The organism is Sinomonas albida, assembly GCF_004919045.1.
GTDB classification, from domain to species: domain Bacteria; phylum Actinomycetota; class Actinomycetes; order Actinomycetales; family Micrococcaceae; genus Sinomonas; species Sinomonas albida.
In genome coordinates, this window is sequence record NZ_SWDW01000001.1 from 85,737 (window position 1) to 109,746 (window position 24,010).

Annotated in this window: 24 protein-coding genes and 1 riboswitch; of the genes, 14 read left to right on the forward strand and 10 right to left on the reverse strand. The window is 70.5% G+C overall.

The window, feature by feature from the left end:
- Positions 1 to 2 precede the first annotated feature (2 nt).
- Positions 3 to 671 carry a uracil-DNA glycosylase gene (locus E6A26_RS00400; RefSeq protein ID WP_136609473.1) on the reverse strand — a complete coding sequence of 223 codons (669 nt, stop codon included), beginning with the start codon at positions 669 to 671 and terminating at the stop codon, positions 3 to 5.
- A gap of 256 nt (positions 672 to 927) precedes the next feature.
- On the opposite strand from E6A26_RS00400, the gene E6A26_RS00405 reads away from it, so the two are divergent.
- The 4 genes from E6A26_RS00405 to groL all read left to right on the forward strand — a co-directional run bounded on the left by E6A26_RS00405 (position 928) and on the right by groL (position 5,056).
- Positions 928 to 1,236, forward strand: coding sequence for a DUF3263 domain-containing protein (locus tag E6A26_RS00405; protein WP_136609215.1), 309 nt, complete (start codon positions 928 to 930; stop codon positions 1,234 to 1,236).
- A 50-nt stretch (positions 1,237 to 1,286) separates the two neighbouring features.
- Positions 1,287 to 1,880: a LytR C-terminal domain-containing protein gene (locus E6A26_RS00410; RefSeq protein ID WP_136609216.1), complete on the forward strand. Its 594-nt coding sequence runs from the start codon at positions 1,287 to 1,289 to the stop codon at positions 1,878 to 1,880.
- Entirely contained in the window at positions 1,880 to 3,154 is a 1,275-nt protein-coding gene (locus tag E6A26_RS00415) for an ABC transporter substrate-binding protein (protein ID WP_136609217.1), read from the forward strand. Before E6A26_RS00410 ends, E6A26_RS00415 begins: the two co-directional genes overlap by 1 nt.
- Before the next feature lie 273 nt (positions 3,155 to 3,427).
- Complete coding sequence (groL, locus tag E6A26_RS00420; protein ID WP_136609218.1) at positions 3,428 to 5,056, forward strand: chaperonin GroEL; 1,629 nt, start codon at positions 3,428 to 3,430, stop codon at positions 5,054 to 5,056.
- A 516-nt stretch (positions 5,057 to 5,572) separates the two neighbouring features.
- On the opposite strand, the gene E6A26_RS00425 is transcribed toward groL, so the two are convergent.
- From E6A26_RS00425 to E6A26_RS00455, 7 genes are all read right to left on the reverse strand, one after another.
- Positions 5,573 to 6,616, reverse strand: a complete 1,044-nt coding sequence (locus E6A26_RS00425; protein ID WP_136609219.1) for a ribonuclease HI family protein — start codon at positions 6,614 to 6,616, stop codon at positions 5,573 to 5,575.
- Positions 6,617 to 6,694: 78 nt separating this feature from the next.
- Entirely contained in the window at positions 6,695 to 6,982 is a 288-nt protein-coding gene (locus E6A26_RS00430; RefSeq protein WP_136609220.1) for a WXG100 family type VII secretion target, read from the reverse strand.
- 102 nt (positions 6,983 to 7,084) lie between these two features.
- On the reverse strand, positions 7,085 to 8,629 hold the full coding sequence (locus tag E6A26_RS00435) for a sensor histidine kinase (RefSeq protein WP_136609221.1): 1,545 nt from the start codon (positions 8,627 to 8,629) through the stop codon (positions 7,085 to 7,087).
- 1 nt (position 8,630) lies between these two features.
- Positions 8,631 to 9,335: a response regulator transcription factor gene (locus E6A26_RS00440; RefSeq protein ID WP_136609222.1), complete on the reverse strand. Its 705-nt coding sequence runs from the start codon at positions 9,333 to 9,335 to the stop codon at positions 8,631 to 8,633.
- 172 nt (positions 9,336 to 9,507) lie between these two features.
- Positions 9,508 to 11,148, reverse strand: a complete 1,641-nt coding sequence (locus tag E6A26_RS00445) for a DNA repair helicase XPB (RefSeq protein WP_136609223.1) — start codon at positions 11,146 to 11,148, stop codon at positions 9,508 to 9,510.
- 76 nt (positions 11,149 to 11,224) lie between these two features.
- Positions 11,225 to 13,618 (reverse strand): helicase-associated domain-containing protein, encoded by a 2,394-nt coding sequence (locus tag E6A26_RS00450; protein ID WP_136609224.1) that lies wholly within the window; start codon positions 13,616 to 13,618, stop codon positions 11,225 to 11,227.
- 4 nt (positions 13,619 to 13,622) lie between these two features.
- A complete protein-coding gene (locus tag E6A26_RS00455; protein ID WP_136609225.1) occupies positions 13,623 to 13,835 on the reverse strand; it encodes a hypothetical protein in 213 nt (70 codons plus the stop codon).
- 197 nt (positions 13,836 to 14,032) lie between these two features.
- Here E6A26_RS00455 and E6A26_RS00460 point away from each other — a divergent pair, with 197 nt between their 5' ends.
- Both E6A26_RS00460 and E6A26_RS00465 read left to right on the forward strand, forming a co-directional pair.
- Positions 14,033 to 14,410 (forward strand): cold-shock protein, encoded by a 378-nt coding sequence (locus E6A26_RS00460; protein WP_136609226.1) that lies wholly within the window; start codon positions 14,033 to 14,035, stop codon positions 14,408 to 14,410.
- 1 nt (position 14,411) lies between these two features.
- Positions 14,412 to 14,960 carry a DUF3027 domain-containing protein gene (locus tag E6A26_RS00465; protein ID WP_136609227.1) on the forward strand — a complete coding sequence of 183 codons (549 nt, stop codon included), beginning with the start codon at positions 14,412 to 14,414 and terminating at the stop codon, positions 14,958 to 14,960.
- A gap of 143 nt (positions 14,961 to 15,103) precedes the next feature.
- Here E6A26_RS00465 and serC read toward each other — a convergent pair whose 3' ends face one another.
- Positions 15,104 to 16,237: a phosphoserine transaminase gene (serC, locus tag E6A26_RS00470; protein WP_136609228.1), complete on the reverse strand. Its 1,134-nt coding sequence runs from the start codon at positions 16,235 to 16,237 to the stop codon at positions 15,104 to 15,106.
- 226 nt (positions 16,238 to 16,463) lie between these two features.
- On the opposite strand from serC, the gene E6A26_RS00475 reads away from it, so the two are divergent.
- The 6 genes from E6A26_RS00475 to E6A26_RS00495 all read left to right on the forward strand — a co-directional run bounded on the left by E6A26_RS00475 (position 16,464) and on the right by E6A26_RS00495 (position 22,036).
- The gene (locus E6A26_RS00475; protein ID WP_136609229.1) at positions 16,464 to 17,159 is read left to right on the forward strand and encodes a metal-dependent transcriptional regulator; all 696 of its coding nucleotides are present in this window, start codon (positions 16,464 to 16,466) and stop codon (positions 17,157 to 17,159) included.
- A gap of 430 nt (positions 17,160 to 17,589) precedes the next feature.
- Positions 17,590 to 17,752, forward strand: a riboswitch (cyclic di-AMP (ydaO/yuaA leader).
- A gap of 136 nt (positions 17,753 to 17,888) precedes the next feature.
- Positions 17,889 to 18,047, forward strand: a complete 159-nt coding sequence (locus E6A26_RS17520) for a hypothetical protein (protein ID WP_168928636.1) — start codon at positions 17,889 to 17,891, stop codon at positions 18,045 to 18,047.
- Between the two features lie 100 nt (positions 18,048 to 18,147).
- Positions 18,148 to 18,891: an NlpC/P60 family protein gene (locus E6A26_RS00480; protein ID WP_136609230.1), complete on the forward strand. Its 744-nt coding sequence runs from the start codon at positions 18,148 to 18,150 to the stop codon at positions 18,889 to 18,891.
- A 303-nt stretch (positions 18,892 to 19,194) separates the two neighbouring features.
- A complete protein-coding gene (locus tag E6A26_RS00485) occupies positions 19,195 to 19,695 on the forward strand; it encodes an HNH endonuclease (RefSeq protein ID WP_136609231.1) in 501 nt (166 codons plus the stop codon).
- A complete protein-coding gene (locus E6A26_RS17810; protein WP_234864831.1) occupies positions 19,659 to 20,699 on the forward strand; it encodes an NTP transferase domain-containing protein in 1,041 nt (346 codons plus the stop codon). Before E6A26_RS00485 ends, E6A26_RS17810 begins: the two co-directional genes overlap by 37 nt.
- Complete coding sequence (locus tag E6A26_RS00495) at positions 20,696 to 22,036, forward strand: molybdopterin molybdotransferase MoeA (RefSeq protein ID WP_136609232.1); 1,341 nt, start codon at positions 20,696 to 20,698, stop codon at positions 22,034 to 22,036. The genes E6A26_RS17810 and E6A26_RS00495 overlap by 4 nt, the downstream gene beginning before the upstream one ends.
- A 5-nt stretch (positions 22,037 to 22,041) precedes the next feature.
- Here E6A26_RS00495 and E6A26_RS17525 read toward each other — a convergent pair whose 3' ends face one another.
- Positions 22,042 to 22,209, reverse strand: coding sequence for a hypothetical protein (locus E6A26_RS17525; RefSeq protein WP_168928637.1), 168 nt, complete (start codon positions 22,207 to 22,209; stop codon positions 22,042 to 22,044).
- A gap of 208 nt (positions 22,210 to 22,417) precedes the next feature.
- Between E6A26_RS17525 and E6A26_RS00500 the strand changes: the two genes are divergently transcribed.
- Both E6A26_RS00500 and E6A26_RS00505 read left to right on the forward strand, forming a co-directional pair.
- Complete coding sequence (locus E6A26_RS00500) at positions 22,418 to 22,741, forward strand: YciI family protein (protein ID WP_136609233.1); 324 nt, start codon at positions 22,418 to 22,420, stop codon at positions 22,739 to 22,741.
- Positions 22,738 to 23,997 (forward strand): RNA polymerase sigma factor, encoded by a 1,260-nt coding sequence (locus E6A26_RS00505; RefSeq protein WP_407695345.1) that lies wholly within the window; start codon positions 22,738 to 22,740, stop codon positions 23,995 to 23,997. The genes E6A26_RS00500 and E6A26_RS00505 overlap by 4 nt, the downstream gene beginning before the upstream one ends.
- Positions 23,998 to 24,010 lie beyond the last annotated feature (13 nt).

Consider the following 24,010-nt stretch of genomic DNA (forward strand, 5'->3'; position numbering starts at 1 on the left):
GTTCACGCCCACGCGATCGGGGACGCACCTTGCTCTGCGAGCAGCGAGTTGGCGGTGCTGAACGGCCGTGAGCCGAAGAACCCCCGGGACGCGCTCAGCGGCGAGGGGTGGGCCGTCGCGATGACGGACGTCGCGCCGAGAAGGGGGCGCAGCGACTGGGCATCCCTGCCCCACAGGATCGCCACGAGCGGGAGTCCACGGCCGACGACGGCGCGCACCGCCGCGTCCGTCACAGCCTCCCAGCCCGCTCGCCGGTGCGCCGCCGATTCGCCGGCCCGCACGGTGAGCACTCGGTTGAGCAGGAGCACGCCCTGGACGGCCCACGCGGTGAGGTCGCCGTCGGCCGGCGCGCACCCGACGTCGTCCGTGAGCTCGCGGAAGATGTTCGCGAGACTGCGCGGCAGCGGCCGCACGCCCGCGGCGACGGAGAAGCTCAGGCCCATGGCGTGTCCCGGCGTCGGATACGGGTCCTGGCCGACAATGAGCACCTTGACGGCGGAGAGCGGCTCGCGGAAGGCTCGGAGGACGGCGTCCGGGGGAGGGAGGACGTTGGCGCCGCCCTCCGCGTCGGCGGCCGCGGTGCGCAGGGCGTGGCGGAGCTCGCCCTCGACCGGGGCGAGTGCGTGGGCCCACTCGGGGTGGACGAGGGCCGCGAGGGGAGCCTCGGCCATCTCGGCGAGACGCGCGGCGGTCTCCTCGGGCCCGGGGGCCGCCCCGGCCCCAGCCTCGGCCCGCGCGGCTGCGCCGCCGGACCCGCGGGGGCCAGAGGGTGGAGTTGGGAGCTCGAACAGGGGCTCGGTCACGCGCCTCAGTCTTCCAGAGCCTCGCGGGGACGACGAATGACAAGCGTGTAGTTCGCTCCTACACTGGTTTGAGCCGGTACGCGGTGAAGCCGACACGGAGGAATCCAGTCGAAGGGAGTGGCGCATGGGCGCAGCCGAGGCACTCGAGCCAGAGCACGGCGGGGAAAGCCGGCCGGCAGACGCGGGGCTCACCGAGCGAGAGGTCGAGATCCTGGCCCTCGAGCGCAACTGGTGGAAGTACGCGGGCGCCAAGGAACAGGCCATCCGCGAGCTCTTCGATCTCTCTGCGACGCACTACTATCAGCTGCTCAATGGACTGATCGACACTGAGGCCGCGCTGGCCCACGATCCAATGCTGGTCAAGAGGTTGCGTAGACTAAGGACGTCGCGTCAGCGCGCACGGACGGCTCGTCGCCTGGGCGGCAGTGCCTGAGCCTGCCGCGGTCCCCCCTAGCTGAGCATTCGACGAGGACTCTTCACGCCATGAGCCACTACCCCCGCGACGAATTCGATGATGTGCCCGAGGCCCCGCGCCGCCAGGGCGTGCATCGCACGAAGGGCGCCGTCGAGAGCGGCCGCCGGGGCATTGGCGGTGTGATCATTGCTGCGGCCATTGTCGTGATCCTCGTCGCAGCCGCCCTCTTCATCGTCCCCAAGCTCCTCGGCTCGTCCGCGACGACGGGGCCGACGGCGGGCGGGTCGTCCTCGGCCCCTGCCCCGGCCGCGCCCTCGGCGACGCCGACCCCCACGACGGCGCCGTCGTCCACCCCCACCCCCACGCAGTCGGCGCCCGTGCAGGCTGACAAGACCCTCGCGGTCGGCATCTACAACGCGACAAGCACCGCGGGCCTCGGCAACCGCGCCGCGACCGCGGCGCGCAACGCGGGCTGGACCGTGGGCGGCGTGGGCAACTGGACCGGATCGCCGGTCTCCTCATCGGTCGTGTTCTACAAGGACGCGAGCCAGAAGGCGTCCGCCCAGGCCCTCGCGGCGGATCTCGGCATCGCGACAGTGCTGCAGGCGCAGCAGCTCGGCTACCCCCTCGCGGCCGTCGTCGGGCCGGGGTACACGGGCTAGTGACGTCCCGTTCCCGGCTCGCCCGTCCCGCGCCTCGGCGCGGGACACTTGCCGCGGTCGCGGCGGGGCTGGCCGTGGGGCTCGCGGCGTGCGGCGCCGGGGCCGGGAACGCCCGGCTCGCGCACACCGAGGCGTCGGGCGACGGCGTGCTGCGCGTCGGCCTGCTCCTCGACAACTCGGGGAGTCAGGTCTATCTCAACGACGCCCAGCGGGCGGCGGTCGAGCTCGCGGTCCAGCAGGCCAACCTCGCCGGCGGCCACAAGGGCCGGCCGATCGAGCTCATCCCTCCCGCGCCGTCGACGGACACCGCGGAAGCCGCGCGGCAGCTCGTCGCGGCGAAGGCGGACGTGGTCATCGGCCCCACCGACTCGAGCCACGCCGCGGGCGCGATCGACGTGCTCGACAAGGCCAAGACGGTCCTCATCTCGCCCGCCAACTTCGACGACGAGCTCTCCAACTACCCGAGCGGCGGGTACTACTTCCGGACCTCGCCGACCGAGTCGTCGGAAGGCGCGGCCCTCGCGGCGGTCGCGAAGTCCGGGAACGCGAAGCGCGTCGCGGTGCTGCGGCAGAAGGGCTCGTACGGTCAAGTGGTGGGAGGCGTCGCGTCGTCGTCCGCGACGGCCTCCGGCATGGCGGAAGCCGGCAGCGGCGAATTCACCGGGCACGACGCGCGGGCGGCAGCCTCCGCGGCGCTCGCCGCGGGGGCCGACGCCGTCATCGTCGTCGCGCGGGACGATCCCCAGGCGGTCCTCGCCCAGGTGCACGACGCCGGGGTCCCCGGCTCGAAGCTCGTGCTCTCTGACGGGCTCATCGCAAAGTACGCCTCTGGCCTCGCGAGCGGCGCTCTCGATGGGGCGCGCGGCCTCGTGCCCGGGCTCTACCCGAGCGCGGCCTTCCAGACGGACATGCTCAAGCAGGCGCCCAGCCTCATCGACATGACGTTCGCCCCCGAGGCGTACGATGCGGCGGCCCTCGCGATCCTCGCCGCGGGAGCCGCGCAGGACGACGGCGGCCCCTCCATCGCGTCGCACCTCATCGCCGTTTCGGGCGGCACGCCCGGTGTCACGGATCCAGGCAAGCGCCAGAAGTGCACTGTCCTGGCAGACTGCCTCGCCCTCGAGTCGAAGGGCACGCCCATCGACTACGACGGCCAGTCAGGGCTCATCGCGTTCGACCAGGATGGGGGCGTCACGACCGCGAACTTCACCGTCTTCCGGTACAGCGCGGACAACACCGCGCGGCAGGCGGGCACCCAAGCCGTGGCGCGCTGAGTTCTGGGCTTCGCAACCGGCAGAACCCGAGCTGCGCGCTTGCACTCGACGGTGCCGAGTGCTAATTATTGACCTAGCACTCCCACGGGAAGACTGCTAAGCCGGCGGGGCCGCACGGCCCGGCAGGCCGTCGTCGTCCGCGGGGGGAAGGGAACACCTCGCTGGGGTGAGGCGTCAGCCGACCGGGAATGGACGGGAAGCGGGCGCCGGCCGTCGCGGGCGCTGCAGCGGGTGCGCTCACCACACACCGTCCCGAAAGGACAGATAGCCGTCATGGCCAAGATCATTGCATTCGACGAAGAGGCCCGTCGCGGCCTCGAGCGCGGCCTGAACACGCTGGCCGATGCTGTCAAGGTCACCCTCGGCCCGCGCGGCCGCAACGTCGTCCTCGAGAAGAAGTGGGGCGCCCCCACGATCACGAACGACGGCGTCTCGATCGCCAAGGAGATCGAGCTCGACGACCCGTACGAGAAGATCGGCGCGGAGCTCGTCAAGGAGGTCGCCAAGAAGACGGACGACGTCGCTGGCGACGGCACCACGACCGCCACCGTCCTCGCCCAGGCCCTCGTCAAGGAAGGCCTCCGCAACGTCGCCGCCGGCGCCGACCCGCTGTCGCTCAAGCGCGGCATCGAGAAGGCCGTCGACGCCGTCACGTCCGAGCTGCTCGAGTCCGCCAAGGAGATCGAGACCAAGGAGGAGATCGCCGCTACCGCGTCCATCTCCGCCGGCGACACCCAGATCGGCGAGCTCATCTCCGAGGCCCTCGACAAGGTGGGCAAGGAGGGTGTCATCACCGTCGAGGAGTCGAACACGTTCGGCCTCGAGCTCGAGCTCACTGAGGGCATGCGCTTCGACAAGGGCTACCTCTCGGCGTACTTCGTCACCGACGCGGAGCGCCAGGAGACGGTCCTCGAGGACCCGTACATCCTCATCGTGAACTCGAAGATCAGCTCGGTGAAGGACCTCGTCGCCGTTCTCGAGCGCGTCATGCAGGCCAACAAGCCGCTCCTCATCATCGCCGAGGACGTCGAGGGCGAGGCCCTCGCGACGCTCATCGTCAACAAGCTCAAGGGCACGTTCAAGTCCGTGGCCGTCAAGGCTCCGGGCTTCGGCGACCGCCGCAAGGCCATGCTCACCGACATCGCGATCCTCACCGGCGGTCAGGTCATCGCCGAGGAGGTCGGCCTCAAGCTCGAGAACGCCACGCTCGACCTCCTGGGCAAGGCCCGCAAGGTCGTCGTGACGAAGGACGAGACCACGATCGTCGAGGGTGCGGGCGACGCCGAGCAGATCGCCGGCCGCGTCTCGCAGATCCGTGCCGAGATCGAGAACTCCGACTCGGACTACGACCGCGAGAAGCTCCAGGAGCGCCTCGCCAAGCTCGCCGGCGGCGTGGCCGTCATCAAGGCGGGCGCGGCCACCGAGGTCGAGCTCAAGGAGCGCAAGCACCGCATTGAGGACGCCGTCCGCAACGCGAAGGCTGCCGTCGAGGAGGGCATCGTCGCCGGTGGTGGCGTGGCCCTCATCCAGGCCGGTGCCAAGGCGTTCGCGAACCTCACGCTCGAGGGCGACGAGGCGACCGGTGCCAACATCGTGAAGATCGCGATCGAGGCTCCGCTCAAGCAGATCGCGTTCAACGCTGGCCTCGAGCCGGGCGTCGTCGCGGACAAGGTCCGCGGCCTGCCTGCTGGCCACGGCCTCAACGCCGCGACCGGCGTCTACGAGGACCTCCTCGCCGCTGGCGTCAACGACCCGGTCAAGGTCACCCGCTCTGCCCTGCAGAACGCTGCCTCGATCGCCGGCCTCTTCCTCACCACGGAGGCCGTCGTGGCCGACAAGCCGGAGAAGAACGCGCCGGCCATGCCGGGCGGCGACGACATGGGCGGCATGGGCGGCTTCTAGCCCACACCCACCCACCCACCCACCCCCACACACCGTTTCGGGTACAGATAATCCGGCCCAGGAGCGTTTCGGGTACAGATAATCCGGCCCAGGAGCGTTTCGGGTACAGATAATCCGGCTCAGTAGTGTTTCGGGTACGCGAGACGGGTTGTGAAGCACGACGGCGGGGTCCCCACTTAGGTGGGGGCCCCGCCGCTTTTCGTTTCGGGTACAGATACTCGACCCCACAGCAGACTCGGGTACAGGCGCTCTGCAGAGAGGGCCGGGGTGGGGGAGTTGGTGTACCCGAGACGGGTTCGGGCGGGGAGTTGGTGTACCCGAGACGGGTTGGGGCGGGGAGTTGGTGTACCCGAGATGGGTTGGGGCGGGGAGTTGGTGTACCCGAGACGGGTTGGGGCGGGGAGTTGGTGTACCCGAGACGGGTTGGGGCGGGGAGTTGGTGTACCCGAGATGGGTTGGGGCGGGGAGTTGGTGTACCCGAGATGGGTTGGGTGGGGAGTTGGTGTACCCGAGACGTCAGGCCTCCGGCGTCCCCTGATGGAAGCGGAGGCGCCAGCGGCCGTCCACGCGCTGCCACAGAGAGCTGCGGAGGCAGGAACCTTCGGCACTCTGGGTCCGGTAGACAAGCTGGATGAGGTCGGGACCGAGCGGTGTGGCGTCGAGGAGCTCGAACGAGACGCTCAGATCCGGGTTCTGGACCAGGGCGTCCACGATCTCGTCGCGGTTCCAGAGGCGGCCCGACTGCCCGATTTCGCGATACTCGGGGTGGAGAAGGTACGCGAGCTGCCCGAAGTCCGCGCGGGTCTCCGGGTCGAGGAGTTCCTGCTCGAGCTCGATGGCCGCGTCCAGATCTAAATGACCCGGGAACGTCCCCTCGACGGGCCCGTCACTCACCGGAAGATCCCCGAACAGTTCCTCCTGGACCGGCTCAATCTCGTGCTCGGGCTGCGGCGCAGCCGTTCGGTCCTGGACTCGCGTGGCGACCGCTCTGGAACCAGCGGGTGCAACAGCCGTGGCTGCGGCCGGCCCTTGGACGCTCCTGGCCCCTGACGGCGCGGCGGGGGCTCGGACTTCGGCAGGATCGGCCGAAGGACCGCCCTCGAAGCCGGGGCCCTCCACGGGCGCGACCCCGGCCTGATACGCCGTAGCGCACGCCCGTGCCCGCTGGTCTGCGGCCTCGTTGAGAGAGTGCCCGGCGTGGCCCTTGACCCATTCGAAGGTGTAGGAGCGGCCCGCGAGCTCCTGATCGATCTGCCGGAGGAGCTCGACGTTGAGCACGGGCTTGCCGTCGGCCTTCTTCCATCCGCGACGCTTCCAGCCGGGCATCCACTTCGTCACGCAGTTGATCACGTACTGGCTGTCGCACAGGATCCGCAGAGGCTCTTCGGGCACATGTGCGGTTTCACGGAATAGGTCGAGCACCGCCATGAGCTCGCCCTGGTTGTTCGTGCCGTGAGGCCATCCTCCAGCGTGCCAGGTGTCCTCATCCACGTACCAGGCCCATCCGGCAGGGCCGGGATTGCCGAGGGCGGAGCCGTCTGCGGCGGCGGTGATCGTCATGCCGACCATCCTGCCAGACACCGCCGACACGCCAGCGCAGCGTCCGCTTCACAGCCCGGCCCCGCCCTCGGGCCGAGGCTACTGGAACAGCCGGGCATTGCTCCCCTCGACCTCGGAGTAGGCCAAGCTCGCGTGCCGGAGCGCGGCCGCAATCGCGTCGAGCGTCGTGTGCACCTGGGTCTCCGCAACTCCCCACTGCGCCACGACGGCCTGGAAGTTGGTCGCGGCCTGCCCTTGCCAGCTGCCCTGGAGATCCTCGAGGGCTCCCCGCATGCCCAGGACTTCGGCCCTCAGGCTCTCAATCGTCGCGGCGACCCTCTGGGCGCTCGCGTCCATGTGTTCGGTGTCGGCCCTCAGCACAGCCATGATGCATCCCCCTCATGCGGGCGGGCCCCCTGCCCGACGTCACCACGAGCCTAGGGACGCCCGCGCGCCCACGGCAGCCGGCCGCCGTCGTATGTGAAGAACTCAGCGGGGTGCAGACCGGTCGGGGTGAATTGAAGACGCTGCCTCGGGCCCCGCAAGCGGGACGCGGCCGACCTTGGGCGGCTCCGCGGGAGGTTCGGGAATGGGCTTGAACGGCAGCTCGATCACGAACGTCGCCCCGCCGCCCGGCGTGGCGCGATGGCGCACGTGCCCGCCATGCGCCCCGACGATTGCCGCGACGATGGCGAGCCCGAGCCCCGTGCCGCCGGTCTCGCGCGTGCGCGACGTGTCCGCGCGGTAGAAGCGCTCGAAGATCTTGGGGGAGTCCTTCTCGGAGATGCCCGCCCCGTGGTCCCGCAGCTCCAGCACGGAGAGGCGCCGATCGCCGTCGTGCCTCGTGCCCACGGCGATCTCGAGCGGGGTCCCGGCCGGCGTGTAGGCGAGGGCATTGCCCACGAGGTTCCCGACGACCTGCCGCAGCCGCCCCTCGTCGCCGAGCGCCGGCGCGGCGGCCGGTCCGTGCCCGTCAGAGAGGCCCACGAGCCGCACGCTCCGGTCCGGGGCGGACGCCTGCGTATCCACGACGGCGTCGTGCCCGATGGGCAGCAGGTCCACCGGTCGGAGGACCACGGGGCGCTGCTCGTCGATGCGTGCGAGCGTCAGCAGGTCCTCGACCATGGTGCCCATGCGCTTCGCCTCGCTCTCGATCCGGCCCATGGCCGTCCCGACGTCGTCCGCCGTCGCGAGCGCCCCGTGCCGGTACAGCTCGGAGAACCCGCGGATCGTCACGAGCGGCGTCCGGAGCTCGTGCGAGGCATCGGACACGAAGCGGCGCATGCGCGCCTCGGATTCGGTCCGGTCCTGGAACGCCCGCTCGATGTGCGCGAGCATCGCGTTGAGCGACGAGGAGAGCCGCCCGAGCTCGGTGCCGGGGGCCTCCTCGTCGACGCGCTGCGACAGGTCGCCGGCCGCGATCGCGGCCGCGGTCTTCTCGACCCGGCGGAGCGGACGGAACGCCCGCGTCACGGTCCACGAGGCCACGAAGAACACGACAGCAAGCGCGAGCACGCCCACCACGATCTCGAGCAGGAGCGTGTGGTTCATCGCGTCGTCGACGCTCGTGAGCGGGAGCGCGATGAGCATCGCGGCGCGTTCGCCGGTGCTCGTGATCCGCACGGGGATCGCGATGTACCGCCAGTCCGAGTCGTGGTCGGTGCCGTTGGCCTGCCGGATGGTCTGGCTCGCCTGCATCTCCTGGGCCTGGTCCGCTGTGAGGGCGGGGACGTCGGGCCGCACCTCGTTGGTGTTCGGAACCGGGTAGATCCGCGGGGGCGCCCCGGCCGTGTAGAGCACGAGCGTGTAGTCGGACGGCAGGATCGGGTTGGGCGTGGTGAGGAGGTCGATGTCCTGGTTCTGCCGCGCATAGTCGGAGGCGTCTAGGAGCTTCGCGTCGACCTGGCTCACCAGGAAGGTGTGCAGCTGGGTGAGGGTGCCCGCGCTCGTGAAGACGATCGCCGCGGTAAGGAGCACCATCATGATGGCGACGAGCTGCGAGCGCAGCGACGCCTTCTTCCAGCGGGTTAGCACGTCAGCGCTTCTCGGCCGTCCTGAGCACGTAGCCCACGCCGCGCTTGGTCTGGATGAGGCTCGGCCCGTTCGCGTCGACCTTCCGGCGCAGGTACGAGATGTAGGACTCCACGATCGAGGCGTCGCCGTTGAAGTCGTACTCCCAGACATGGTCGAGGATCTGCGACTTCGAGAGCACGCGGTTCGGGTTGAGCATCATGTAGCGCAGGAGCTTGAACTCCGTGGGGGAGAGGTCGATCGTGAGGCCGCCTCGCCGCACCTCGTGCGCGTCGTCGTCGAGCTCGAGGTCATCGACGCGGATCACGGCGTCGTCGTCGAGGATGGGCTGCGTGCGCCGCAGCACGGCGCGGATGCGCGCCACGACCTCGTCGAGGCTGAACGGCTTCGTGACGTAGTCGTCGCCGCCCACCGTGAGGCCCTGGACCTTGTCCTCGGTCTCGTCCTTCGCAGTGAGGAACAGGACGGGCACGTAGCGGCCAGACGCGCGCAGCTTGCGGGTCACGGTGAATCCGTCCATGTCCGGGAGCATCACATCGAGCACCATGAGGTCCGGCGCGTGCTCCTCTGCAGCCGCGAGGGCCTCGCGGCCGTTGCTCGCCGCGACGACCTCGAATCCCGCGAAGCGCAGGGACGTCGAGAGGAGCTCGCGGATGTTCGGCTCGTCGTCGACGACGAGGAGCTTGGCTTCGGGTCCGGTCTTCTTCACGTTCCCATCGTGCGCTCAGTTTCTGAGAATCGGCTGGATGGTTTCTGTGAGCGGATGGCGGCGCGGCTGGGTGGCGGCTCGGCGGATCCGGGGCGGTTCCGAGGCGTGCGCACGACGGCGCGCGCTCGCCCAGGCAGCGGACCGCGCCGCCCGCACGACTGCGCACGCGGCTTCAGCCGGCGAGGTCCCCAGCGTCGACAATCCGGTACGCATAGCCCTGCTCCGCAAGGAACCGCTGCCGCTTCGCGGCGAACTCCTGGTCGAGCGTGTCGCGGGCCACGAGCGCGTAGAAGCGGGCCGAGCGGCCGTCCGCCTTGGGCCGCAGGAGCCGCCCGAGGCGCTGGGCCTCCTCCTGCCGCGAGCCGAACGAGCCCGAAACCTGCACGGCGACGGACGCCTCGGGCAGGTCGATGGAGAAGTTCGCGACCTTCGAGACGACGAGCCGACTGATCTCGCCCGAGCGGAACGCGTCGAAGAGCCGCTGCCGCTCCTTCACACTCGTTGAGCCCTTGATCACGGGCGCGTCGATCCGCTCGCCGATCTCGTCGAGCTGGTCGATGTACTGCCCGATCACGAGGAGCTGCTCGCCAGCGTGCCGGCGCACGATCTGCTCGACGACGGCCGTCTTCGTCTCGCTCGAAGCGCACAGGCGGTACTTGTCGGCATCCTCGGCCATCGCGTACGCCATGCGCTCGTCACGGGGGAGGTCCACGCGGACCTCGACGCAGTCTGCGGGGGCGATGTACCCCTGAGCCTCGATGTCCTTCCATGGTGCGTCGTAGCGCTTCGGACCGATGAGCGAGAACACCTCGCCCTCGCGCCCGTCCTCGCGCACGAGCGTCGCGGTGAGCCCCAGACGACGGCGGGCCTGCAGGTCCGCCGTCATGCGGAAGATGGGCGCGGGGAGCAGATGCACCTCGTCGTACACGATGAGGCCCCAGTCGTTCTTGTCGACGAGCTCGAGGTGGGGGTAGAGGCCGCCGCGCTTGACCGTGAGCACCTGGTAGGTCGCGATCGTGACCGGCCGCACCTCCTTGACGGAGCCCGAGTACTCGCCGATCTCCTCCTCGGTGAGGCTCGTGCGCTTGAGCAGCTCGTCCTTCCACTGCCGCGCCGCAACCGTGTTCGTCACGAGGATGAGCGTCGTGGTGGACGACTGCGCCATCGCCGCGGCGCCCACGAGCGTCTTCCCCGCACCGCACGGAAGGACGACGACGCCGCTGCCGCCGGCCCAGAAGTTCTCCGCGGCGAGCTGCTGGTAGGGGCGAAGGGACCAGCCCTTCTGTTCGAGCGCGATGGGGTGTGGGGTCCCGTCGACGTAGCCGGCGCGGTCGTCGGCCGGCCAGCCGATCTTGAGCAGCGCCTGCTTGAGTTGGCCGCGCTGGGACGAGTGCACGACAACCGTCTCGCCGTCGATGCGCGGACCCAGAAGGGGTTCGATCTTCTTGGCCCGGAGGACCTCCTCGAGCACGGGGTAGTCGTCCGTGCGCATCACGAGCCCGTGCTGCGGATCCTTCTCGAGCCGCAGCCGCCCGTAGCGCGACATGGTCTCCTCGATGTCGACGAGGAGGGCGTGCGGCACCGGGTACCGCGAGTAGGTGAGGAGCGTGTCGAGGACGCGCTCGGCGTCGATCCCGGCCGCGCGGGCGTTCCAGAGGCCCAGCGGCGTGACGCGGTAGGTGTGCACGTGCTCGGGCGCGCGCTCGAGCTCGGCGAACGCAGCGATCGCGTGGCGCGCCTCGGTGGACTGCTCATGGTCGACCTCGAGCAGGATCGTCTTGTCGCTCTGGACGATGAGCGGACCGTCAGTCACCGGGGCCTCCTTGCAAGGTTCGGGCCTCCCGGCGGGCGACCCCGCCGATCAGGCCAGCTCGGCGCCGTCCGGCTGATTACGCGAGTTCAACGTCGATAATACGGTGCACGCTCAGCACGCGCTCGGTCTCGCGTTCAGGGTCGAAGACGCGCACGCGGCCCGCCGAAATGGAGACGGGGCGCAGCTCCTCGACGGTCGAATTCCCGAGGGCATCGACGATATTCAGGCGAACGGCCCGCTTGAGCCGGATGGCCTTCTGGAGCGTCTCGATGCCGAGCATCGGCGCCGCCTCCTCGCCATTGCCGCCCACCGCCGACTGGTTCCGCAGAATGCCAAGCTGGGCTTCGACGTCGTCCGGGTGGGGGATCACGGGCTGCGGCGTCGGCACGAGCAGTCCCGGCGCCGCCGGGCCGCGGAGCCGCTGGAGGCGCACGGCGGGATCGAGCGAGGTGTCGACGGCGGGGGCGAGCCCCAGCTCGCGGAGCACGGTCGCCGCCTCCTGGGGCGAGGCGTTGCTCACGACGACGGTGGGCGCGATCTGCGTCAGGCCCAGCTGGGCGGCGGACGGCTCGCGCAGAAGTCCCGCGATCGAGGCCTCGTCGTCGCTCACGATGAATGAGCCGGCGCGCCCCACCCGGATGCGCCCGTAGCGTGCCGCGGTGTCCTCGACGAGATACGCGAGAGGCTGCGGGACGTCCGTCTCGGCGTGCTCCTTGAGGAACGCCATGATGGATCCGGCGTCCTCCCCCGCATCAAGGGCGCGGCGCAGGCTCGCGGCGGAGAAGCGGTAGATCGTGGCGGGGCCGCGGCCCTCGGCGTCCGCGAGCAGCGAGAGGCGCCGGGAGAGTCCCGGCTCAAGGTACCCGGGAGCCACCGCGGTGAGGTCGGCCTGGAGCAGGATCCTGTCCACGCTCTGCGGCAGGATCTCGTCCAGGAGCGATCGCAGGCCCTCGAAGTCGCCGCGCAGCACGGCGGCCCCGGCGCGGGTCACGGCACCCGATCCGGTGAAGCCGATCATCGCTGCCTCCGTGAGCACCCCTTCTAGGAGGCCGCGGAGACGGCGCGCGAGGCGGGGCTGGGCCCATTCGAGCCGACGCCGGATGTCGTCTGCCGTGACCACGCTCGCGCGGCCTTCGGGTGAGTTGGCCTCCGCGCCGAGGTCAGCGGCGACCTCGAGGATGCGCCGGCGGACGCTCGCGGCGTCGGGGCGCTGCCCCTCGCCCGCGAGCGGCGCAAGCTGCCCGCCGCCCTCGGGGGACATCGCGAGCGATGGCAGGCGGGTCGAGTCGAGCCACGCCGTGGCGAGGAGGAGCCATTGGTCGGGGCGGGCCATGCCGAGCCACGGCTCGGCGGACGTCGCGCGCCACGTCGAGGTATCGACGTCGAGCGTGATGATGCCCGCGGCGGCGGCGAGTTCAAGGCTGAGGACCGTCTGGTCGGCCTCGCAGCGCAGGACGGACGTGAGGCGCCGCAGTTCACGCGTGCCGACGCCGCCCGCGCGGAGCGTCTCGATGGGCCGCTCGGCGGCCTCGACGGCGAGCGCACTCACGAGGCGGAGGAGCTCGCCGATCGCGCCGAGCGCCGCGTTGCGCCTCAGCGCCGTGCTCGTCGTCGCCCTGGGAGCCGGCGGCGGGTCGAGCGATAGCTCGGGCACGATCCGGCCGCCGCGCAGCGCGAGGCCTACCGGCCGGGGCAGCTCGACGTGCTCATCGTCGAGCGGCACGAGGAAGCCGTGGGAGAGGAGCCAGTCGACGGGGTTGTCTGTGCGGCGCCCCGGCCGCACGCGCCCCTCCGCATGGGGAACGGCGCCCACCGGCCAGTTGGTGAACTTGGCCAGCACCTCGCGCGTGCGGTCCGGGGCGCCGTCGAGCGCCTCGGGCAGCCCTGCCCAGCGTTCGAGCGCGTAGGCGGCCGCGATATGGTGCTCGACGGGCTGCTGCTGCACGGCCGCCGGGATCGCGTTGACGATGCTTGCGGCCCGCTCGGCGAAGAACTGCGACGCGGATGTGAGCTCGGTGTAGCAGCGGCCGAGCCCCGCGGGATAGCTCCCGAGGACCTCGCGGACCCGGGCGACCGGTTGGTAGTACCGGCGGCGGCTCCCCGAGGCGGAGTGGATCGAGTCCGGGGGATCGGCGCGGTAGATGAGCGCGAGCTGGGAGAGCTCGGCGAGGATTGCGTCGAGTGTCCCGAGGGTCGCGTTGCCCACGGCGTGGCGCAGCTCGACGGCGCTGCCGCTGCGGCCCTCGTCCTCGTCGGTCGTCAGGACGAGGGCCTCGAGGACCTCGAGCTGCGGCTTGGAGAGCGTCTCGAGCGCGCGCTGGAGGCTTACCCTCGCGCAGGCCCGGGCGGCGAGGGCAGCGAAGTCGGGGACGCCGGGCATCATGAGGTCCGGCCTGGCGATGAAGAGCCTGCGCAGGGAGTCATTGCCCCGAGCGGTGAGTTCCTCGGCGAGAGCGCGGATAGACGACATGCCTTTAGCGCTTCCTCCGATCGATGAACCCCGCGACGAGCGCGGCGCCGAGCAGGGCGAACGCGACGGGGAGTCCATACAGCGTGACGCTGGCCATCCAGCCTGGCGGTGTCTGACCCGACGAGGCGAGACCGATGGCAAGGGCCACCATGGCGAGGGAGAAGACCGCGACGGCGGCGCCGCCCCACGAGGCGGCGCGGCGGAATGTAGGCGCCATGACACCAAACCTAACAGCCGGACGCGACTCTGCGCTGGGTGCCTTAGTCATGTGAGTCGCGGTGTGCTTCGGGCGAACCGCGGCGTCGGCGTGCCGGGGCAGCCAGTAATCTAGGACATAGCGGCGCCGCGTTCGGCGCGCGCATCTCCTGTGAGCGGCCTTCGGGTCGCTTGCATCGACAGATTGGGGTCAGGGCAGTGCCCACAGGCAAGGTCAAGTTCTTCGACAAGGCGAAAGGCTTCGGGTTCATCGCCGGCGACGACGGCCACGAGGTCTTCCTGCCGGGCAGCGCGGTGCCCGCCGATGCCGGGGAGATCAGGACCGGAACCCGGCTCGAGTACGGCGTCGCCGAGGGCAAGCGCGGCCCGCAGGCCCTGAGCGTCCGGGTGCTCGAGAAGATCCCGTCCGTCGCCCGCGCCAAGCGCATGCCCGCGCGCGAGCTCGCCCCGATTGTGCAGGACCTCGTGAGCGTCCTGGACAACCTGTCGGGCCAGCTCTCGAAGGGCACCTACCCCGAGAAGGGCTCCGTGGTCGCGGCCGCCCTCCGCCGCGTCGCGGATCAGCTCGACGCCTGACATGGCTGACGACGTGACTCCCGCACCCTCCGCGAAGCCCGAGCGGGCAAGGCCCGAGCGCCGAGCCGGCGTGCCCGCGTGGCGCGTCGGCAAGCCGGACGCGTTCCTCGCCGGCTCCGTCGACTTCGCCCGGGCGGCGCTCGTCGACGCCGTCGACCCGGTCCAGGTCGGCCGGCACCTTGCCGCCAAGAGCGAGGGCGAACGGCTCGTCACGCACCTCTTCGAGAGCCTCCGCCCCGGGTACCGGGGCTGGCGGTGGTACGTCACGCTCGCGCGCGTTTCCCGCTCGAAGTCGCCGACCGTGAGCGAGCTGGGCATCCTGCCGAGCGAGGACTCTGTCCTCGCTCCCGAGTGGGTGCCGTGGTCCGAGCGCATCCGCCCCGAGGACAGCGACGCGTCCGCAGCCACGCCGGAACGCGAGACGGACGACGACGCCGCTGCCGCCGGCGAGGCGGCTGACGGCGACGCTGCCGCGGACGAGGCGGGGGACGATGTCGACGTCGAGGCCGAGGCCGCAGGCGTCACGGACATCGACGACGAGCTCGACTGACGGACCATTCGACAGACGGTCCACGCGACAGACCGGACCAGTACCGGCTCTGCCGGTCGCCTTCCCTTAAACGTTCGGGGCCGGCTCCCGCGGGTTGTGACCCGAGGGAGCCGGCCCCGAACGTATCAGGTGTCGGCGCGGGCTCAACCCCGCAGCTTGCCCACCACGTAGTCGATGCACTGCGTGAGCTTCGTGACGTCGTCCGGCTCGATCGCGACAAACGTCGCGACGCGCAGCTGATTCCGGCCGAGCTTGCGGTACGGCTCGGTGTCCACGATTCCGTTGGCCCGCAGGATCTTCGCGACCTGTGCCGCGTCGATGGAGTCGTCGAAGTCGATCGTCGCGATGACGTTCGAGCGGTCGGCGGGGTCGGCCACGAACGGCGTCGCGTACTCCGAGGCCTCCGCCCACGAGTAGACGCGGCTCGCGGAGTCTGCCGTGCGCTTCGCGGCCCACGCGAGGCCGCCCTGGCCGTTGAGCCATTCGACCTGCGTGTTGAGGCCCACCAGCGTCGTGAGGCTCGGCGTGTTGTAGGTCTGGTTGAGCTTCGAGTTGTCGACCGCCGTCTTGAGGTCCAGGAAGTCGGGGATCCACCGGCCGGAAGCCTTGATCTCTTCGACGCGCTCCAGGGCAGCGGGAGAGAACAGCGCGAGCCACAGGCCGCCGTCGGACGCGAAGTTCTTCTGGGGCGCGAAGTAGTAGACGTCGCTCTGCGCAACGTCGACGTCGAGGCCGCCCGCGGCGCTCGTCGCGTCGACCACCACAAGCGAGCCCTCGTCGGCTCCCTCGATGCGGCGCACGGGCGCAGCGACCCCAGTGGAGGTTTCGTTCTGCGGCCACGCGTAGACGTCCACGCCGGCCTCGGCCACGGGCTCGGGGCGCGTGCCCGGCTCGGCCGTGAGGATGCTCGAGGCGTCGAGGAAGGGCGCCTTGTCCGTGGCCTTGGCGAATTTGGAGCCGAATTCGCCGAAGGAGAGGTGCTGCGCCTTGGAGCGCACCAGGCCGAACGAGGCAGCGTCCCAGAACGCGGTGGAGCCGCCCACGCCGAGGATCACCTCGTAGCCCTCGGGAGCCTGGAAGAACGCAGACAGGCCTTCGCGGACCGAGCCGACGAGGTTCTTGACCGGGGCCTGGCGGTGGGACGTGCCGAGGAGTGTCGAGCCCGCGGCCGCGATCGCGTCGACCTGTTCCTTCCGGACCTTCGACGGGCCCGCGCCAAAGCGGCCGTCGGCCGGGAGGAGGTCGGCGGGAATGTCCAATGGGGTCGTTGCGCTCATAGATGGCTCCTTGCGACGATTCCGGGCAGGAGGCTCCCTCCCGCCCCGAAACAGTGTGCCGCAACGGTTCTGCACGGTGCGAATTCGAGAAGCGCCGGCGACGCCCGCCGCTAATCTGAGCAGTTCAAAATAAGCTAGACTGTCAGTGCGCGCCGTGTACTGTGCCCAGTGCCTGCACCGCCTCCGGCTGCGCCGCAGCCATTCGTCCCGAGGAGCCGCTGACCGCATGACCGATCTCATCGACACCACCGAGATGTACCTCCGCACCATCCTCGAGCTCGAGGAGGAGGGGATTGTTCCCCTGCGGGCGCGCATCGCGGAGCGGCTGCGGCACTCGGGGCCGACCGTTTCGCAGACGGTGGCGCGCATGGAGCGCGACGGCCTGGTGGTCGTCTCGGGGGACCGCCACCTCGAGCTCACCGAGGCTGGCCGCAAGAGGGCTACGGAGGTCATGCGCAAGCACCGGCTCGCGGAGCGGCTCCTCTCGGACGTGATCGGGCTCGACTGGGCCTATGTGCACGACGAGGCGTGCCGGTGGGAGCACGTGATGAGCGAGCGGGTCGAGCGTCGCCTCTACGACCTCCTCGGCAAGCCGAGCGAGTCGCCCTACGGCAACCCGATCCCGGGCCTTGAGGCGCTCGGGGGAGAGCCGTCCGAGGGTTTCGGCCAGGGCGTCGTGACCCTCGTTGACGCGATGCGCGACTACGCTCCCGGTTGCCGAGTGGTCGTGTGCCGGCTCGCCGAGCCCATCCAAGTGGACCCCGAGCTGCTCTCGCAGCTCGACGAGGGCGGCATCCGGCCCGGCGCCAAGATCTCCCTCGAGCGCGTGGGCGACTACATCTCCGTCCGGACGCCAAAGGTCGACGGCGCGCTCGAACTGCCGGTCGAGGTGGCGGCACACGTCTTCGTGTCGATCAGCTGAAGCCTGCGGCGCCCACCGCCTTCCCGGCAGCAAGCACCCCGGCAACAAGCACCCCGGCGACAAGCACACAGGAACGAACATCGCGTTCGCACAAATATCCACTCCATGGATAAACCGAGAGCGCAGTCAGGTGTGACGGACCTCTCAATAATGGTCACGAGATGGTCACGGCCTGGTTTCTGGTGACGCGGCAATGCAACCCGTGGCAACCGATACCTTCGGGCTCGGATTGGGCCACAAGACCCCAAAGTCGGCGGAATCCCGGTGATTCAGGCCCCCTTCGGGAATCCGCTGTGTCCCGCCCGTGACTGTCTGAGATCTCCCTGTGATCCGAATGTGACTTTTGCTGCGGGGTCGGGTACGCTCGTTCCTGTTCCAACTCCAACCAAGTTGAAACATTCGGACGGATTGCCTAGCTCTGCCGCCGTCCGGAATCCGTTCGCACAACCGTCTGGCAGGGGCGGGGGAACCACTTTTGGCCGGCCCTCACCAGGGAAGGCCTTGGGGTAAAGCAGCCCGGTGCTTGCACCGGGAGGCCGGATACTTCCAGTCCGAACCCGACAGCTCACCTCGCAGGCATTGGGAGAGGCTAACTCTGTGTCGTCACGCAATGTCATTGCGCGTCACCGGGCCGCGCCGGTCCGCAGCATTCCCGTCAGGGGTGCTGTGAAGGCCGCGTCGGGTAACGCGGACAGCGCCAGTCGTCAGGCTGGCGTCATTGCTGCTGGTATGCATCTGACCGTCATGTCGGGCTCGCCCGTCGTGATCGACGATGCACAGCGCAAGGCCGCGATCCTCTCCGACGCACTCCGCGCCCCGCGCGCGGACGCGTCAAAGAAGGCGTACTCGCCCCACAAGGCAAGCTCCGCCTTCTGTACGCTCCGCTGACCCCCTGATCGAGAGGATCACGGCTTCCCCCAGTGGCCGTGCCCTCATCCGCGTGCCGAGACCCATGGCGCGCGGGAGACGAAAGAGAGATACGCCCCAGATGTCCACTCGCGCTGGAATCGCTCGGCACCGCGCCGAGAACACTTCCTCCATCGCCGTGATCGCGAAGGCGGTGACGGAGAACGCCGGCGGCATGGGTCGCCAGGCTGCCGTCATCGCAGCAGCGTCCGGCCTTGTCCTCACCAGCGGTGTTGCTGCCAACGCCGCTGAAGCTCCTACGCAGCGTGAGGCTTCCGCTCCGACCGCCCTTGAGGTCCAGACGGCTGTCGACGCCAACGTCGCCGCCGATGCCGGTGCCCAGGTGAGCTTCGAGCGTCCCGCCGTCGGCTCCACCGCTGCTCCGGCGCCTGTCGCCGCACCGGCTCCGGTTGCGCAGACGGTTCAGACCGCCGCCACCACGACGAACGCCGTCGCGCAGACCGCTACCGCCGCCACGAAGCCTGTCGCTTCGTCGGGCATGGGTGCCGCGATCGCCGCCGCCGCGTACGCACAGCTCGGTGTCCACCAGGACTGCACGGCCCTCGTGACCAACGCCCTCGCCGCGGTCGGCATCTACTACCACGGCTGGCCGGCCGGCTACCTCTCGCTCGGCCGCACGGTGAGCGCCGCCGAGGCTCAGCCCGGTGACCTCGCCTACTACCAGAACGGTGGCATGGGCATGGCCCACATCGCTGTCTACGTCGGCAACGGCATGGCCGTGCACGGCGGCTGGAACGGCAACTCGACGTCGCTCTACAGCGTGAACGTCGGCTCCGGCCCGGTCTTCATCCGCGTCGGCGGCTGATCACCACAGCTCAGACAGGACGCCCCTCCCGCTTGCGGGAGGGGCGTCCTGTCGTTTTGGGGCTGGTGAGCGTGCGGAGGTGGAGCGCAGCCCGAACCGGCCACGAGCGCCCGGCTCGGGCGGGAACGGCCCGCGCCGGAGGTGTCTGCGGCGTGAACAATCGCCTACACGTTGCGCCGTGGCGCGGCGTCCGTTCGGTTAACTGCAAATTCGTTCAGTACTCTAGGAGAGTCGATCAGCCCGGCCAAGCACAGGGCAGCCGGCCCTGCGCCCCTGACCGGGTACGGCCGAAGAGGAACGCGCATGCGCACACTCGTCTTGAATGCCGGATACGAACCACTGGCGGTAGTCAGCTTCCGCCGGGCGCTCGTCCTTGTCCTCGCCGGGAAGGCGAGCATCGTGGCCGAAGACGGCGATCCAGTCGTCGGTCCCCGCGATGTCCTGGGGCGCCCGTCCGTCATCCTGCTCAACCGGTACATCAGACCCCGCCGTACGCACGCGGCGACCGTCAGCAGACGGGGCGTGCTGCGGAGGGACGGGCATCAGTGCGCGTACTGCGGCAAGACCGCGCACACGATCGACCACGTCCTCCCCAAGTCCCGCGGTGGTGCGGACAGCTGGGAGAATCTGGTCGCGTGCTGCCTCCGGTGCAACAATGTCAAGGGCGATCAGACTCCTGGGGAGATGGGGTGGAAGCTCCGTTTCACTCCGCAGGCCCCGGTCGGGACCGTGTGGCAGATCAAGGAGCTTGAGAAGCCCGTGGACCAGTGGAGCCCGTTCCTCGCGCCGGAGTCGGCCGCCTGAAACGCGACACGCCCGAGTTCGGGGGTGCCGGGCTCGCCTTCGATGCAGTCGTGCTCTCCGGCGGACGGTCGAGCCGCCTTGGCGGCTATCCCAAGCCCAGTCTCGTGTTCGAAGGTGCCACCCTCCTCGAGCGCGCCCTCGGTGCGGCGCACGCGGCACGGCGCGCCGTCGTCGTCGGCCCTGAGGTCGAGGCGGCGGCGAGCGGGCCGCGCCAAGTGGTATTCACGCTTGAGGAACCGCGCTTCTCGGGTCCGCTTGCGGCGCTCGGCGCCGGTCTGGCGGCGCTCGGGGAGCCCCATGGTGCGCCGCACTGGGTAGCCGTGCTCGCCGCCGATCTTCCGCGCGCGGACGCGGCGCTCGGCCCGCTGCTCTCGGCGGCCGCCGCGGGCGCGGACGCCGACGCCGTGCTCGCTGAGGATGAGGGTGGACGCTGGCAGCCTCTCCTCGGGCTCTACCGGAGGGGCCCGCTCGAGCGCGCCGTCGCCGCCTTGGCAGACGATGGCGGCCTCGCCGACCGCCCGCTCAAGCACCTCGTTGCTAGGCTGGCTGTGCAGCCCTTGCGCCTGCCTCCCGGCCTGACGGACGACGTCGACACGTGGCCGGCGGCCGAGCGCTGGGGCATTCGCCGCCCGGATGGCCCGGGTGCGCCGAGCGAAGCGGAGGAGCCAACGATGTCTGATACAGCGCCCGGCGCGGATCGAGGCACTCCGCCGGCCGGCGACGACAAGGACGAGATCCTTCGCGCGTGGTGCGCCGAACTCATCGAGGCTCTCGAGCTCGACGGGCTCGAGGTGGACATCGACGCCGTCCTGGGGCTCGCAGGGGTCGCGGCGCACGCCGTCGTCCGTCCGGCCGCCCCGCTCACGACGTTCCTCGCCGCCTACGCCGCGGGCGTTGCCGCTGGCAGCGGGCAGGCGGGGGAGAAGGCCGCCATGGACTCCGCGATTGGCGCGGCCCGCCGGCTTGCGAAGGCGCGCGCCGAGCAGGCCGGGACCGAGGAATGACCGAAGGCGCCGCGAGCGCGCCGCACTCCCTGCACCTTTCCTGGTCGGAGGCCCGAGCTGCGGCGGCCGCTGCAGGCGGGCACATCCCTCCGGCCCAGGTCCCGCTCGCGCGCTGCGGGGGCCGGACGCTCTCAGAGGACCTCGGGGCGCTCACCGCAATGCCGCACTATTCCTCGTCCGCGATGGACGGCTGGGCCGTGTCCGGGAGCGGTCCATGGATTCTCGTCGACGCGGGGGAGCCGCTCTCGGCCCACCAGGCCAGTCCGATCGTCACGGGCGGCGCCCTGCCCCGAGGGGCGCGCTCGGTGCTGCGGCGTGAGCACGGCGAGATCGCTCCGGACGAGGACGGGCTGCCGCACCTTCGGCTGAGCGCCGCCGCACCGCCCGGCGCGCCGTCCGGCGGGGCCGACATCCGTCCCGCGGGGGAGGAGGCCCAGCCCGGCGATGTCCTCCTCGCGGCGGGGACCGAGCTCGGGCCCGCGCAGCTCGCTCTCGCGGCGCTCGCTGGCTACGACGAGCTCCCCGTGGAGGGGCGGCCCCTGGTCCGGGTGGTTCGGACGGGAGGCGAGGTCGTCGAGTCCGGCGCGCCCGCGCCCGGGCAGGTGCGCGACGTGTTCAGCTTCCTCGTCCCCCCGCTTGTGGCGGCCTTCGGAGGCATCCTCGTGGGGCAGCGCAAGATCGGCGACGACGGCACGGAGTGGCGTGCAGCGCTCGCCGACGACGCGACAGCGGACGACGGCGCCGCTTCCGTGAGCGCCGAGGGACCTGCGGACGTCGTGATCACCACGGGCGGCACCGGCCGCGGGGAGTCCGACCACCTGCGCACAATCGTCGAAGAGCTCGGCGGGCGTTTCGTGGTGGATGGCGTGTCGATGCGGCCCGGGCATCCCACCGTGCTCGCCGAGCTGCCCGACGGGCGGTTCTTCGTCGGGCTGCCCGGCAATCCGCTCGCCGCCATCATGGGGTTCCTCGCGGTGGGCGAGCCCCTGCTCGCGGCGATGTCTGGGCGCGAGCCGCTTACCGCCGTCGAGCTTCCCTCGGGTGCGGTGTTCGAGCCGGAGCTCAAGCGCACGCGGCTCGTGCCGTTCCGGCGCGTCTACGGGATGGCGTCCCCCGCGGGCGCGAGCGGCTCGGGGATGCTCCGTGGCCTCGCGCGGGCGGACGGGATCATGGTCGTGCCGCCGCACGGGGTTCAGCTCGGGGACCCGATCGAGGCATTCCCCCTGCCGTGGGGCCGGCCGCTCAGCGAGCCGACCAAGACCAAGCCGGGGTCGAAGCCCAAGCGCCGCTCCGTAGGCTCGAAGGAGCCCGTGGACTGGAGCGGCCTCGACGCGTAGGGCGGCTAGGTCCGCTTACCCCGCCGCGGGAATTCTTGGGTCATGAGGACCACCAAGACGCCGGCCAACCCGGCCAGGAAACCTTCCACGAACCCAACGGTGCGCCACAGAAGGCTGAACAGTCCGAACCCCACGACGAAGACGGCCCAGTTGAATCTCCGCTTGCCGGTCATGAAGGCCATGGTAGGGGCCCGGTTGGACACTGAGGCCAGCGGCATCGCTCGCCCTCGGTGGTGGCCCGAGACCGAAAGTGCTCCTGACCGGCTCAGCATGCCTTGAAGGGAATCGGGCGGCGGTGTCGGATTGGGGCAGACGCGTTCGTTGCATGGGTGAGCGGCCGACCGAAAGTGGGCGTCCCCCAAACCGAAGGAGATGATCTCGATGCAGTACCTGGTTTCCGTGATCAACAACAGTACCGACCTCGCCACCGACGCCGAGCAGGCGGCCATCGACGTCTTCAACGACCGGCTCATTGCGGACGGCTACTGGGTCTTCGCCGGCGGACTCGGCGGCCCGGACTCGTCCACGGTCCTCGACAACAGAGGCGAGACTCCCGTGGTCACCGATGGGCCGTTCGTGGAGACGAAGGAGTACATCGTCGGCTTCTGGATCCTCGAGGCGCCCGACCTCGACGTGGCCCTCAAGTTGGCCGCCGAAGGCTCCAAGGCGTGCAACCGCAAGGTCGAGGTGCGTCCGTTCCTGTGAACGCCGGAGGTCCCGTGAAGGCGGGAGACGTTGCGGACGCGATCACCCGGGCCCACCAAGGAGAGTGGGCCCGGGTGGTCGCCTCACTGACGAGGCGCTTCGGCGACCTCGACATCGCCGAAGAGGCAGCGGCCGAGGCGTTCGCGGCCGCCGTCGAGCGGTGGCCTGCCGACGGCGTGCCGCCCAGCCCCGGCGCGTGGCTGACGACGACGGCCAATCGCAAGGCCATCGACCGAATCCGCCGGGAGGGGAAGCGCGACGGCAAGCAGAGAGAGGCCCTGATGTTGTACGACGACGACCCTCCTGAGCCGCGGGGTGCGATCGAGGACGAGCGGCTCCGGCTGATCTTCACATGCTGCCACCCGGCCCTCTCGATGGAGGCTCGCGTGGCGCTGACGCTGCGGATGGTGGGCGGTCTGACAGTGCCCGAGATCGCCCGAGCCTTCCTCGTGGGGGAGGACGCCTTGGCGCGCCGGATCACCCGCGCGAAGGCGAAGATCAAGACCGCAGGCATCCCCTACAGGGTGCCCTCGGCAGGGGACCTGCGTCCCCGCGTGGCCGGGGTACTCGAGGTGCTCTTCCTCGTCTTCAACGAGGGCTATCTCGCGACTGGCCCGGGCACCGACCCAGTGCGCCGCGACCTCGCCGCGGAGGCGATCCGGCTGACGCGCCTCATCCGCGGCCTGATGCCGGACGACGGGGAGGTGGCAGGGCTCTTGGCCCTCATGCTGCTGATTGAGGCACGCCAAGCCGCTCGCGTGACGGCTGGCGGCGATCTGGTCCCGCTCGGCGAGCAGGACCGCGGCGCGTGGGACACGGCGCTGATCGCCGAGGGCCATCGCCTGGTGCGCGAGCGGCTGACGTCCGGAGTGGGTCCGGGCCGGTACCAGCTCCTCGCCGCGATCAATGCCGTGCACACGTCCGCAGCGGACGTCCGGGACACCGACTGGTCGCAGATCGTGGCCCTCTACGATCAGCTCGTCCGTCTCGACCCCTCGCCCGTCGTCGCGCTCAACCGGGCCGTCGCGGTCGCCGAGCTCGACGGCCCGGAGGTGGGGCTCGCCGTCGTCGACCGCCTCGGCGACGCGCTGGCCGGTTATCGCGAGTATCACGCGACCCGCGCCGACCTCCTGCGCCGGCTCGGCAGGATCGGGGAGGCGCGGGCCGCCTACGGCAGAGCCATCGAGGTGCCCGGCAACGCGGCGGAAACCGCCTACCTGACGCAACGTCGAGACCAGCTCGCGTCACCCACCTGACGAGAAGTCCGAT